The organism is Lentiprolixibacter sp. (genome assembly GCF_982873095.1).
The window spans coordinates 1-13304 of sequence record NZ_CEYNTP010000007.1; the positions used below are offsets into that span (position 1 = coordinate 1).

Consider the following 13304-nt stretch of genomic DNA (forward strand, 5'->3'; position numbering starts at 1 on the left):
GTCCTGGGTCCATGGGGGATCAAAGGTAATCTCCACCTCAGCACCCCTTACCAGATCAAGGGATTTCACCTTTTCCTCTACTTCCATAGGCAGTGATTCCGCTACCGGGCAATTAGGTGAAGTCAGGGTCATCAGGATCTTTACGTCGTTTTCTTCGTTCACAAAAACGTCGTAAATAAGCCCGAGTTCATATATATCTACGGGAATCTCAGGATCGTAAATGGTCTTTAGTACCCGAACGATCTTTTCTCCCAGTTCCTGTGTATCTCGAATAGCCTCACTCATAGTGTTTAATTCAATTGGGTTTGATAGGCAATGGCATACATCTTCAATTGTTTGATCATACTTACCAGGCCATTGGCGCGCGTGGGGGATAAATGTTCTTTCAGCCCGATCTCATCGATGAATTCGGTATCAGCATCAATGATGTCCTGGGGTTTTTCCCCGCTGAACGCCCGTATCAGGATGGCAATGATGCCTTTGGTAATTATCGCATCACTGTCTGCCGTAAAAACCAGCTTGTCCTTATCGAGTTCGGCATGTACCCAGACTTTACTCTGGCAGCCTTTGATAATATTATCATCGGTCTTATAGGCCTCGTCGATGAGGGGAAGGGATTTCCCGAGTTCGATCATATATTCATACCGCTGCATCCAGTCGTCAAACATGGAAAACTCCTCAACGATTTCGTCCTGCTTTTCCTTAATGCTCATGATCAAATTTTTAGCAAAAATACGATAAGTAGACGGGTCATTCAACAGTTTCTGCCAATGCCCGCATCAGGGCAATCAATGCTTTAAGCGACTCGGGAGGGTTATTGTCGTCAAATGCAGGGGTTTCATAGCTGCGTGTTCCCTTTTGCATGGAAAACACCCCTATGGCCGACCTGTCCGTAGCACTTTGTTCCGTTTCCACCTCAAGTTCCGCAAGGGTGTCCGGATGTAAATCCCCCAGTTGCCTGAGCAGCTCCTGCCATTCTATGGGTTGTACCTTTCTTTGTCTGTAGGATTCCAATGAACGGTCTTCAAACACCCTAATGGATTCCTGATCAACTTCAATGCGGTAAAAGTATCCCCTGGATGAGGCCTCATAGACCAGAAGATCGGGTGAATCCTGTACATTGGAATTGTTGGCACATCCACCGATCTGAAATATCGCCATCCAACAGATAAAAAAACGCATGCCTTTGATTTTAAATTTGCTTTACGAAGTATACAAAAAAAGGCACCAAAAAGGTGCCTTTCAAAGTAAAAGTTATTTCCACTAGGGTATAATGAAACTCTCCCTGGGACCTCCTGCGGTAAAAATGGCCCGCATTCGTTCCTTTTGTCCGGTTGAGAACATATACATACATGCGTCATCCACATAGTCCATATAGTTCATAGTCATGTCATTAGACCTGCAATGTACGGTGGGATAGCCTGGACATCCGTAGTTGGGACGATCAGACTTAGGCGTATCCGCTACAAAATCATCTCGGTTGCAGCGCCCATCTCCCCAGATATGGCGCAGGTTTAACCAGTGCCCCACCTCATGGGTGGTTGTTCGACCTTCGTCAAATGGCGGCTGAACAAAGCCTGTATTTCCAAAGAATTGTGGAGAGACTACTATCCCGTCTGTGGAAGCACTACCGCCCGGGAATTGCGCATACCCCAGGATGCCCCCACCAATGTTGCATACCCAAATATTCAATTTAGATTCTGGATTCACAGCATCAGAACCTCCGTTGGAGGAAAACTTCATGTCATCATTAGTACCCCAGGATGTCCTGCTGGAAGAAACCCGGATAACCTGATCCACCGTAAAGTTAAAATCAGAATCGGCTACCAGGGAAGAAAATTCTCCCGGAACACCATTCACATCGTTGTTAGTGGCATTAAAATCGTCATTCAGGACAGCAATTTGAGAATTGATCTGGGCATCGCTTATGTTTTCATTGGAATTGCTATAAATTACATGTACCACAACGGGGATATTGATCACCCCAAGTCCGTCGTCAACCGGAGGTTCCTCTCCCCCGCCCCCGCCGGAGCCGCCACCACCGTTACCATTACCAGGTTTGTCTGGTTTTTTGGAAGCAATAAAGGTCCGTGTATGTTTTTCGATATTGTACATCCGCTGCTCAAGGCCGGGATTAGCCCGCAACTTTTCATTTAAGACTTTCATGGTTGCGCAGGATTTTCCCTTAGGGCCTTTGGCCGCAGTATCGTCAGGTTCATCCGTGTACACGAAGAAATCGCTCATATCCACCTGGATGTCCTGAGCTTCAGGGAGCACAGCCTGATTTGTTTCCTTTTCACAGGAGAGCAGGATCATAGCCGCCAATCCCCCTAAAAACAGTACTTTTTTCATAAATGTTTTGTGTTTAATGGTTATTTACTGCCCTGAATATAGAATTTTTTAACAAATAATTAAGAATACAAGGGATGATTACCGATGAATGGTCTTTACGATGACTTTACTAAAATGAGGGAAAAACTGAAAATCCTTCCGGATACTATTGTAGCATGGCAACAGCCCTTTTTACCCCGGCTACCAGTGCATCTACCTCTTTGCGGGTGTTGTAGAAACAAAAACTGGCCCTCACCGTTCCCGGGATCTGATAGTAATCCATAATTGGCTGTGCGCAATGGTGCCCGGTTCTTACGGCTATCCCCATTTTATCCAGTAGTGTCCCAATATCGTAAGGGTGTATACCCTTCACATTGAAAGAAATAACCGAGGTCTTATTGGTAGCAGTCCCGTAAATCTTAAGGCCTTCAATGGCGAGGAGCTGTGCTGTAGCATAGGCCAGTAATTCATTTTCATAGGTGGCGATAGTCTCAAAGCCAATGGCGTTCAGGTAATCAATTGCAGCTCCAAATGCGATACCCCCACAAATATTAGGAGTACCTGCTTCAAATTTATGGGGCAGGTCGGCATAGGTAGTTTTTTCGAAGGTGACCTCAGCGATCATTTCGCCCCCACCCTGATAGGGCGGCATTTTATTCAGCCATTCTTCCTTTCCAAAAAGCATGCCCATCCCGGTAGGACCACAAACTTTATGGGCAGATACCGTGTAAAAATCCACATCCAGTGCCTGCACATCCGCAATCATATGCGGGGCGGCCTGGGCACCATCTATCAATACGGCTGCCCCTACGGCATGAGCGGCCCGGATGATCTCTTCTATGGGATTGATGGTTCCGAGGGCATTGGAGACGTGGTTACAGAATACCAGTTTTGTATTTTCATTCAGCTGGCTGTGAAACGTTTCCATGATAAGCTCTCCATCGGTATTCATAGGGATTACCTTCAGGGTAGCTCCTGTCTTTTCACACAGCATCTGCCAGGGCACAATATTGGAGTGGTGTTCCATTGCGGAAACCAATAATTCATCTCCCGACTTCAGAAAAGGGGCAAATCCATTAGCTACCAGGTTGATGCCATGGGTCGTGCCCGAAGTAAAGATGATCTCATGGGCCTTGCGGGCATTGAAATGCTTTTGAAGGGTCTGCCTTGCCTTCTCATACGCATCGGTAGCTTCCTGGGAAAGGGTGTGGACGCCGCGGTGGATGTTGGCGTTGTAGCGGGAGTAATAATCCACTATAACCTCCATGACCTGTTTCGGGGTCTGGGAAGTAGCCGCATTGTCCAGGTAGACCAAAGGGTGACCGTGGATCTCGCGCTTCAGGATGGGAAAATCCTGTCGAATCTTTTGTACGTCCAGCATTGCAGTTTTCATGAGGTGCAAAGATACCGAAGCTTTTAGTTATCCCTTGTGAAACAATACATAAATATTAAGTAGGCTTCTTGTTTAAGACCTCTATATCCAGAATCAAAAACGAAGCCCTACGCCAACTTTTAATAACCCAATTTCATTTATAGTAAAATCCAGGTCTTGTCTGATGTAATCGTATTGCAGCTGCAGAAACCAATTTCTGTAAACATCTAAGGATACACCAAGGTTCAAATTTAAACCCCCTTCAGTAAATGAAAAATCCCCACCAGGAAAAGAGTTGAAATTAGAGCTATTAAAAAAATCCCAGGTATACCCCAATCCAAAAGAAGGACGCAATCCTTCCAATCCGGGAATTCTAGTTTCCAGAAATAGCCGGGGCTGCAAAAAAACACGGCTGAAATCGATGTCTTCACTGCCATTTCCAATACTGCTATCAAAGAATAGACTGCTATTAACAGATGCCCCTAATTCAAATCTTCCAAATTCCAGAAATCGATACCGAACACCCAGATCCAGGATACCTCGTCCATCGAGATCGAATTCATCCCCTACGGAAATGGGGTAACTGGCTTCCACGCTCCATTTTTTGTCCTGGGCGCTGGCCGTTGCCAGGATCATGAAGAGTAAAAAGGCAAAAGTGTAGTACTTTTTCATATTGAATTTACTTATTAGTGGTTTTTCAATTGGTACTTGTTAAAAAGTCAAAAGCCCTTTTCACCATATATTAAAACCGGATCCCTCCTCCGAATTTTAATATACTTATCTGGTCATCGGGATTAACTTCAGAATCAATTAAAATCAAGTCATACTGAATATTGAGATACCAGTGTGATGTTATGTTGTAACTAGCCTGTACATTGAAATTGAAGCCTCCACTGTTTTCAATTCCATCAATTCTGCCTTCTTCGTTGAAGAAGAGCTGCCCCTGTGATCTTAAAAAGGTGTAACCTATACCTGCTCCCATGACAAGTTTCTTATTGGGAGGTAAGGCAAATTCAGCGAAAAGACGCGGCTGAAAAAACTGGTCTGTAAACTTCACTTCTCTGAGCCCTAGCGGATCATTGCGGTCTGGTAATTCATCTGCAAAACGCGTGTAGTTGAATGATATACCTAAATTAACATTCCCTGCAGATAAGAAGCGGTACCCGATGCCAAAATCCATAAGGCCCCTCTCATCACTATTAAAAGTGTTCCCAATGGATACGGGATAATGTGCTTCAAGATGCCATTTTTTGTCCTGGGCGCTGGCGGTCAGAAAAAGTAAAAAAAGGAGAAATGTAAGCGTGTAGTTCTTTGTCATAAATAGGTGATTTAAGAAGTTAATTGAAATGAAAAAGGTAAAAATCCCGGATTTCGGTACTAAAACCGGATACCAGCGCCTACTTTCATCAATCCAATAGTCCTGTCATCACTCTCCCCGGATGAAAGGATAAGGTCAAATTGCGTCGCCAGGAACCAGCTGTTCGAAATATCCAAAGTCAAACCCGCATTTGCATTCAGTCCGCTGTTCCAGTTTACCGTTTTCCCTGTGCTCTGCTCCCCGACTAGATTTTCAACTGAAATGCGGTATGCTGTCCAACCCAGGCCCGCCAACAGCTGTAATTTTCCATTCTGCGTAGCCGGCAAAGCAGCAAAGAAGCGGGGCTGTACAAACAAATCCCGAACCTTGTCTGTCTGAGGAGGGTCTGAATCCCGGACAAATTTCGTAGAAAACCAGCTCCCATCCAGCGACGCCCCCAGCTGCCAATTTCCTACTTGTGCAAATCGGTATTTTGTTCCAATTCCAAACAAGCCTTGGTTAGAGGCTCCAAAATCTTCTCCAATGGAAACAGGGTAATTCACTTCTATACTCCAGTCCTTTTCCTGTGCGTGTACTAAAATCATCCCCATGAACAGGAGTGCGATGGAAAGTGTTTTCTTCATCTGGTTGTTGTACTTAGTTAGTAATACTAAGCTATACAACACATAAAATGCGTCCTTCTAAAAGAACGTTAATTAGGATATTTTTAGGAGAATTTCCTTACAAGTCAAACCCCATCCTTACCCCAAGTTTTTCCGCAATCAGATTGTTGATACGGTTCTTGAGTTCGGGCAGGCGTACACTGTTCATGACATCATCGGTAAAGGCGTACATCAACAATGCAGTTGCCTCTTTTTTGGGGATTCCCCTGGACTGTAGGTAGAACATGGCGTCTTCATCGAGCTGACCAATGGTACAGCCATGCGAACATTTAACGTCGTCCGCAAAGATCTCCAGCTGGGGTTTGGTATTGATAGTGGCCTTGTCGCTGATCAGGATATTGTTGTTTTGCTGAAAGGCGTTCGTCTTCTGGGCGATCTGGTCCACAACGATCTTCCCGTTGAACACCCCTGTAGATTTTTCCCCGTAGATCCCCTTGTAATCCTGGTGGCTCTCAGAGTTGGGTTCCTGGTGATGCACCAGGGTGTGGTGGTCCACATGCTGTTTTTCCCCTATAATGGTTACCCCTTTCATGGTAGAGTCAATATGGGAACCGTGCTGGTAATAGTTCAGGTTATTCCGGGTGAGTTTCCCGCCAAAGGAAAAGGTGTGCACCTTTACCGTACTCTTGGCTTTCTGGGAAATATAGGTATTGTCTATGAGCGAAGCTGTGTGCCTGTCGTTCTGCACCTTGTAGTAATCCACGATGGCATTCTCGGCAGCAAAGATCTCAGTAACACTGTTCGTAAGGATCTCATTGTCTGTAAGGCTCTGGTGCCTTTCGATCACCTGGAGTTCCGCATTTTCCTCTACCACAATGAGGTTGCGGGGTTGCAGCATCAGGGCGGCCTCTGTTCCAGTGGAAAAGTGCAAAATCTCTACAGGTTTAATGGGCGCTTTATTTTTGGGGATATAGATGTAAGCCCCTTCCCTGCTAAAGGCCGTGTTAAGGGAAGTCATATGCTCCTCCCTGGAGGCTGCCTTGTTAAAGTATACATCGATCACCTGCCTGTACATGGGCTTGCTGAGTGCAGCACTCATAAGACATACATCCACCCCATCATGGGTGGTCTCCGAAAGATAGGAGCTGTACACCCCATCAACAAACACGATCTTATAGGTGTCTATTTCGTGCAGGAAATATTTCTTCACATCCCGGTACTCAAGTGTTTGGGACTTTTTGGGAAAAACACTGAAATTTACTTTTGCCAGTTTCCTTAAAGAGGTGTATTTCCAGGCTTCTTCCTTGCTAGTGGGAAAACCTTTCGCCTCGAAATTCTTAATCGCATTGAGGCGTATTTCGTGAACAGGGTCTTCTACATCTACCTTGTTCTCAAAAGCCATAAAGGAGGATACCAGTTTTTCTTTCAGATCTATTGCCATGTTTTCCTTGCTGTAACTTTAACCGAATTGCGACACTCTCTATGAAGCTATGCTACCGGTTCGTTTTTAATCCAATCGTACCCTTTTTCTTCAAGTTCCAGGGCCAGTTCCTTGGTGCCGGATTTCACGATCTTTCCTTCGTGCAGTACGTGCACATAATCCGGAACTATATAATCCAGCAGACGCTGGTAGTGGGTAATTACGATTACCGCGTTGTCTTTGTTCTTTAGTTTATTTACGCCATTGGCCACGATCCTGAGGGCATCGATGTCCAGTCCGGAATCGGTTTCATCCAGGATCGCCAGTTTAGGCTCCAGCATGGCCATCTGGAAGATCTCATTCCTCTTTTTCTCCCCCCCGGAGAACCCTTCATTCAGGGATCGGGAAAGGAATTTGCGGTCGATTTCCAGCAGTTCTGCCTTCTCGCGGATCTTCTTCAACATCTGGTTGGCAGGCATCTCTTTTTCTCCCCTGGCCTTGCGGGATTCATTGATGGCCGTTTTCATAAAATTGGTCACGGTAACCCCAGGGATTTCCACAGGGTACTGGAAAGACATAAAAATGCCTTTGTGGGCACGCTCCTCAGGAGCCGTATCCTCAAGGTCTTCCCCATCCAAAAAAACCTGTCCTTCCGTTACCTCAAATTCTTCTTTTCCGGCGATTACAGCAGCCAGGGTACTTTTCCCGGATCCATTGGGGCCCATTATCGCATGCACTTCACCGGCATTGACTTCAAGGTTGATCCCATTCAAAATCTCGTTGCCTTCAACCCCGGCATGTAGATTAACTATCTTAAGCATTTCGTTTTATTTTAAATATTTAGGTGCCTTAGGCAGCTTTTCAAAATCTTCTTTTTGATGTTGCAGGTAGACCTCAGCGTTCTCCGCTTCTGCAAAAGCTTCGAAAGCCTTCATGCTCTCCCGTGTTTGGGCAACATCGTAATTAAATATGGGGATACGCTGGTATTCCCTGTTCTCGTAAAAATGGTACAGATCGCCAGAAAGCAATAAGGGGCCATGTTCCTTCATGTTGAGGTACAACACCTGGTGTCCCGGGGTATGTCCCGGCATGTATTTGAAAACCACAGTGCCGTCCCCGAATACATCGTAGTCCCCTTCGATCTTTTTCACCTTGTCCAGGTCTTTCACAGCTTCGTACATTTCCGGATTGGAGCTGCGCACTTCCTCTCCCATAACGAAATCATACTCCTCTTTCTGGACCAGCCATGTAGCCTCTTTTAAAGCAGCGGCATGCCCGGTATGGTCAAAATGGGTATGGGAAAATGCGATATAATTAATGTCCTCTGTGCCCAAACCGATGCTGGCCAGTTGGTTGACCACTGAATCCTTTCTGGACACGGTAAAATTGCCGTCAGGAGAGGTATACGGCTCGGGAAGGCCAATAAGGGATTCAGACAACCCGGCATCCCACATCAGGGTGCCTTCCGGGTGCACGATCACATAAAAGGCATCTGCAAACTCTTTACTTTGCCCCTTGTAGGTTTCGTCCTGGGCAAAAAGCTCCAGGGCGTTCACTTGCACCGTACCCCCGTCAAAGGTGTACAATTTGATTTCGGGTGCCTCCTGAGTTTTTGCATCGGCTTGCTCTTTTGATCCCTGCTTGCAGGAAGCAAAAGCCAAAACCAAAACTGCCAGTATAACGTTCTTCAATTTCATAGTTATCTTATCCTACTGAACCCTCCAGGCTTATTTCCAATAATTTCTGGGCTTCCACCGCAAATTCCATGGGAAGCTTGTTCAGCACTTCCTTGCTGAATCCGTTCACGATCAAAGCAATGGCTTTTTCCGTATCGATCCCGCGCTGGTTGCAGTAAAATATCTGGTCCTCCCCGATCTTACTCGTAGTGGCCTCGTGTTCTATCTGTGCACTTTTATTCCTCGCTTCTATATAAGGAAAGGTATGGGCGCCACAGTTGTTGCCCATAAGCAGTGAATCACACTGGGAAAAGTTCCTTGCGTTTTCCGCCCTGCTGTTTACCTGAACCAGGCCGCGGTAGCTGTTCTGGGATTTTCCGGCAGAGATCCCTTTCGAAATGATCGTACTCCTGGTGTTTTTCCCGAGATGGATCATTTTGGTGCCGGTATCCGCCTGCTGGTAATTGTTTGTTACGGCAATGGAATAAAACTCTCCTATAGAATTGTCTCCTTTTAACACACAGGAAGGATATTTCCAGGTAATTGCAGAACCAGTTTCCACCTGGGTCCAGGATATCTTGGCGTTGCGCTCGCAAAGTCCCCGCTTGGTAACGAAGTTGTATACTCCTCCGTGTCCTTCCTTGTCCCCGGGGAACCAGTTTTGAACAGTAGAATATTTGATCTCCGCATTGTCAAGTGCAATAAGCTCTACGACCGCCGCGTGCAATTGGTTTTCGTCGCGTGAAGGGGCGGTACACCCTTCGAGGTAACTCACATAACTCCCCTCATCGGCGATCACCAGGGTGCGTTCAAACTGTCCTGTTCCCGCCTGGTTGATCCTGAAATAGGTGGAGAGCTCCATGGGACATTTTACGCCTTTGGGAATGTAGCAGAAGGAACCATCTGAAAAGACCGCTGAATTCAGCGCAGCGTAGAAATTATCTTTCTGGGGGACAACAGTACCTATATATTTTTTGACAAGATCCGGATGCTCCTGAATGGCCTCTGAGATGGAACAAAATATGATCCCCTTCTCTGCCAGGGTCTTCTTAAAGGTGGTGGCTACAGAGACCGAATCCATTACGATATCCACGGCCACACCTGCAAGTTTCTTTTGCTCTTCAATAGAGATCCCCAGTCTTTTGAAGGTATCGAGTAATTCCGGGTCTACCTCATCCAGGCTGTTGTACTTGGGTTTTTTATTGGGGGCAGAGTAATAGGAGATATCCTGGAAATCGGGTTTCTTGTAATGGATATTGGCCCATTCCGGTTCCACCATTTCCTTCCACGCCTTAAATGCCTCAAGACGCCAGTCTGTCATCCATTGTGGCTCATTCTTTTTCTTAGAGATGGCAATAACAATCTCTTCATTGAGGCCTTTGGGCAAGGTGTCCGATTCGATGTCGGTGTAAAACCCGTACTCGTATTCCTTAGTCTCCAGTTCTTTCTTTAACTCTTCTTCAGTATACCCCATGTGCTATATACTTTTATTATGTTATCAGAGAGAGAAGCTCTCCCCACATCCACAAGTGCGCTGTGCATTGGGGTTATTAAAAACAAATCCTTTTCCATTAAGGCCACCTGAATACTCCAGGGTCGTCCCCACCAGGTAGAGGAAACTTTTCTTGTCTACTACAATCCGTACCGAATTGTCTTCAAAAACCTTATCCGTATCGGAGGCCTGGTTATCAAATTTCAGTTCGTAGGACAGACCGCTGCAACCACCGCTCTTTACACCAACACGCACGAAATCTGTATCGGCATTGAATCCCTCCTCTGTCATCAGGGACACCACCTTTTGTTTAGCCGTATCGGAAACCTTAATCATTTTATATGGATTTATTCTAAATAGTTTGCAAATATAATGAAATACCGGGTTTTCCAGCATTTTCTAACATTATTATAACGTATAGCAGGATAGTATTCCTCTATAAATGACCCGGGTGTCCCTATTTGAATTTAACAAGGACAAGGTCCGTATTTCCTTTGTTTTGCACACCCATAAAATCCGGACTGTTGCTGGAACCAACAACCACAATACCTTGCCGGCTATCCTCCAGCGCATCAAACCCATAATCCAATGCGCTGCCCCGCAGGGTTTCCTGCCACAAGACATTCCCGGCAGCATCGGTTTTCGCCACCCAAATATCATTTTCGCCGGCATTACCCGGCGTCCCAATGTCCGGACTTTTTGTGTTTCCTGCTATTAGCAATTGATCCCCACTTATAGCATTTACACTCCGGGCCGCGTCAAAAAGCGGCCCGCCGTAGGTACGTTCCCACATCAGGCTGCCGAAATCATCGACCTGTATCAGCCAGCTATCGGCTTCCCCCTGATTCAGTGTTACATCCTGGTCATTGCTAAAGGTATGTCCGGCAACAGCATAGTAGCCCTCTGGCGTTTTTGAGATGTCAAAAGCGATCTCGATGCCTGAGCCACCGAAAGAACGCTCCCAGACCAGGTTACCATCCCGGGTGATCTTTACTATCCAGAAATCGTAACTCCCCCGGCTGTTGCTGATATCAAAATCCGTGCTCTCGGAAAAGCCTGCCATTACAAACCCCCCATCCTCTGATCGCACTACCGACTGGGCGCGGTCATTATTAGTGCCCCCGTAATACCTCCGCCATTCCAAATTCCCCAGGGCGTCGATCTTGGTCCCCCAGAATTCTCCAACCCCGTGACGGGTAAGCGTATTCCCCTTCCTGTAAGTGCCATCGGCCAGGGCTGAAGTGATATCCAGAAACCCTACAAAGAAAAACCCTCCATCGGGTGTTTGGACGAGGTCATAGGAATGGTCATGTCCGGAAAACCCGAAGCTCCTTTCCCATTCCACATTCCCCTGGGCATCCAGTTTCAGGATCCAGTTGTCATGAAAGCCGTTGTTGTTACTTCCATCCCCATCATCGCTCATTGAGTAGCCGGTAAGGGCATAGCCTCCATCCGCAGTCTGAATAACGGCCTGCCCCTTATCGTCTTTACTGCCCCCATAGGTTTTGCTCCACTGCAAGTTTCCCTCCGCGTCCAGTTTAAGCAGCCAGTAATCGTTCACCGCTAATGCCTTTCCTTCCAGATCGCCATCCGTGCTATTGGTATACCCCAGTACTGCATAGCCCCCGTCCCGTGTTTCAATTATGGATTGGGCTGTGTCTTCCCCGGAACCCCCATACGTTTTCACCCAGGCGATCTCACCTTTGAAAGTATCGAGATCTGCTTCCGGACCATAGTTCAGCTCCTCATCCCGGGAACAGGAAATCACGAGAAGAAAAAGTCCTGTCCAGCCAAAAATTTTGCTCCAGCCTTTCATTGGGATTTCTGAATTATGAACAAGCCCGAACTGATATCGCTGATCACCACTTTTCCACTGGGGAAATAGGGGTATACACTCCACACCCCGTCAAACTGGGCCGTATTGTTGGGTGGGTAGGAGTCAAAATAGCCAACTTCTGTGAGGGTCTGGCCTTCAATAGCTGAAATATCCAGGATACGTACGCCGGCGGTATAGTTGGCCAGGAAAAACTCTGTGCCTTTGATATAACCATTATGGTCTATGGCCGAAGTGGGACCCAGGTAGGTGGTATGCATAACGGGATTGTCAAGATCTTCAAAATCAAAAACCAGGGTGCGGGATTGAAAGCCATCGTTGAGTTCATCCAATTCGTCGCCTAAAATAAAGTACCGCTGGTCTTCAGTGAACCAACCCTGATGGGTATACCCCAGATTGGCATAGGTTAGGGTCGAAATCGTAACCGGATTTGCTTTATCCGTAACGTCCACCAGCGCAACCTGATCCTCATTGGCACCAATGAATATTTCCCTTCCCGTATAGTCAGGGTCAGGACCATTATAGGTCACTACCTGGGCATCATGCGTATATCCGTTATCCCCATAACCCCCTGCCAAAACCGGGTTTTTCGGATCGTTTATATCTATAAAGTGGGCCCCGCCATTGTAGGCATCCCCCCTGTTAGTCCCCACCGCGTAGGCATACCCGGTGGTTTCATTGATGACAATATTGTGAGAATTCCCAAAACCGGTGTAGCGGAAATCTGCAGTAAATTGCTGTGGAGGGTTGTTTACTGTGCGGAGGCGGGTAAGGTCAAAAACCTGCATCCCATGTCCGCTGGCTTCTGCACCAATAAACGCGTGATCCTGATACACCTTGATGTCCCTCCATGCACTTGGCCCGGTAGCCGTGGGAAGCTTTCCAAGATAGATCAGGTTTTCGGTATCTGTAATATCCACAAAGGCCGTCCCGTTGTCCAGGCCCATTAAGACATATTCCCGGCCGGTTGTGGTGTCTGTCCAACCCCAGACATCATTTCCTGATGACGCACTGAACGCCGCCAAATCGAGATGTCCGAGGAGGTCATATCCGGAACAGGGATATATTCCGGCCCTGCCATTTTCACAGGGGACAAAATTGCTCTGGGGAGCATCGGGTTCTGTAGGGTTTTCCTCTCCCATAGTGGGCACTTCCGAACCCGGTGCAGGTTCACTATCCTTCGAACAGGCGAAAAACAGCAGCAACCCAAAAAGCAAAAGGGCCTTTTTCATAACAATCTTGGTTTTCTGTTTCTTTTT

15 protein-coding genes are annotated in these 13304 nt (G+C 46.7%); all 15 read right to left on the minus strand.

What is annotated here, in order from left to right:
- Window positions 1-285, minus strand: a 285-nt coding sequence (locus AC4E7D_RS01035) for an iron-sulfur cluster assembly protein (RefSeq protein WP_490171942.1), incomplete at its 3' end; no start/stop codon positions are given.
- 5 nt (window positions 286-290) lie between these two features.
- Complete coding sequence (locus AC4E7D_RS01040) at window positions 291-713, minus strand: SufE family protein (RefSeq protein WP_490171943.1); 423 nt, start codon at window positions 711-713, stop codon at window positions 291-293.
- Between the two features lie 37 nt (window positions 714-750).
- The gene (locus AC4E7D_RS01045) at window positions 751-1182 is read right to left on the minus strand and encodes a hypothetical protein (RefSeq protein ID WP_490171944.1); all 432 of its coding nucleotides are present in this window, start codon (window positions 1180-1182) and stop codon (window positions 751-753) included.
- A gap of 81 nt (window positions 1183-1263) precedes the next feature.
- Window positions 1264-2352, minus strand: a complete 1089-nt coding sequence (locus tag AC4E7D_RS01050; protein ID WP_490171945.1) for a zinc metalloprotease — start codon at window positions 2350-2352, stop codon at window positions 1264-1266.
- Window positions 2353-2497: 145 nt separating this feature from the next.
- Window positions 2498-3712, minus strand: a complete 1215-nt coding sequence (locus AC4E7D_RS01055; protein ID WP_490171968.1) for an aminotransferase class V-fold PLP-dependent enzyme — start codon at window positions 3710-3712, stop codon at window positions 2498-2500.
- Between the two features lie 105 nt (window positions 3713-3817).
- Window positions 3818-4375 (minus strand): outer membrane beta-barrel protein, encoded by a 558-nt coding sequence (locus AC4E7D_RS01060; protein ID WP_490171946.1) that lies wholly within the window; start codon window positions 4373-4375, stop codon window positions 3818-3820.
- A 70-nt stretch (window positions 4376-4445) separates the two neighbouring features.
- Window positions 4446-5021, minus strand: coding sequence for an outer membrane beta-barrel protein (locus tag AC4E7D_RS01065; RefSeq protein WP_490171947.1), 576 nt, complete (start codon window positions 5019-5021; stop codon window positions 4446-4448).
- 59 nt (window positions 5022-5080) lie between these two features.
- Window positions 5081-5644 carry an outer membrane protein gene (locus AC4E7D_RS01070; protein WP_490171948.1) on the minus strand — a complete coding sequence of 188 codons (564 nt, stop codon included), beginning with the start codon at window positions 5642-5644 and terminating at the stop codon, window positions 5081-5083.
- Between the two features lie 97 nt (window positions 5645-5741).
- Complete coding sequence (gene sufD / locus AC4E7D_RS01075) at window positions 5742-7058, minus strand: Fe-S cluster assembly protein SufD (RefSeq protein ID WP_490171969.1); 1317 nt, start codon at window positions 7056-7058, stop codon at window positions 5742-5744.
- Window positions 7059-7111: 53 nt separating this feature from the next.
- Window positions 7112-7864, minus strand: a complete 753-nt coding sequence (gene sufC / locus AC4E7D_RS01080) for a Fe-S cluster assembly ATPase SufC (RefSeq protein ID WP_490171949.1) — start codon at window positions 7862-7864, stop codon at window positions 7112-7114.
- A gap of 6 nt (window positions 7865-7870) precedes the next feature.
- The gene (locus AC4E7D_RS01085) at window positions 7871-8740 is read right to left on the minus strand and encodes an N-acyl homoserine lactonase family protein (protein ID WP_490171950.1); all 870 of its coding nucleotides are present in this window, start codon (window positions 8738-8740) and stop codon (window positions 7871-7873) included.
- Between the two features lie 7 nt (window positions 8741-8747).
- Window positions 8748-10193 (minus strand): Fe-S cluster assembly protein SufB, encoded by a 1446-nt coding sequence (gene sufB, locus AC4E7D_RS01090; RefSeq protein ID WP_490171951.1) that lies wholly within the window; start codon window positions 10191-10193, stop codon window positions 8748-8750.
- Between the two features lie 24 nt (window positions 10194-10217).
- Window positions 10218-10547 carry a HesB/IscA family protein gene (locus AC4E7D_RS01095; protein WP_490171952.1) on the minus strand — a complete coding sequence of 110 codons (330 nt, stop codon included), beginning with the start codon at window positions 10545-10547 and terminating at the stop codon, window positions 10218-10220.
- 121 nt (window positions 10548-10668) lie between these two features.
- Window positions 10669-12027, minus strand: a complete 1359-nt coding sequence (locus AC4E7D_RS01100) for a hypothetical protein (RefSeq protein WP_490171953.1) — start codon at window positions 12025-12027, stop codon at window positions 10669-10671.
- Window positions 12024-13277 (minus strand): choice-of-anchor B family protein, encoded by a 1254-nt coding sequence (locus AC4E7D_RS01105; protein ID WP_490171954.1) that lies wholly within the window; start codon window positions 13275-13277, stop codon window positions 12024-12026. Before AC4E7D_RS01105 ends, AC4E7D_RS01100 begins: the two co-directional genes overlap by 4 nt.
- Window positions 13278-13304 lie beyond the last annotated feature (27 nt).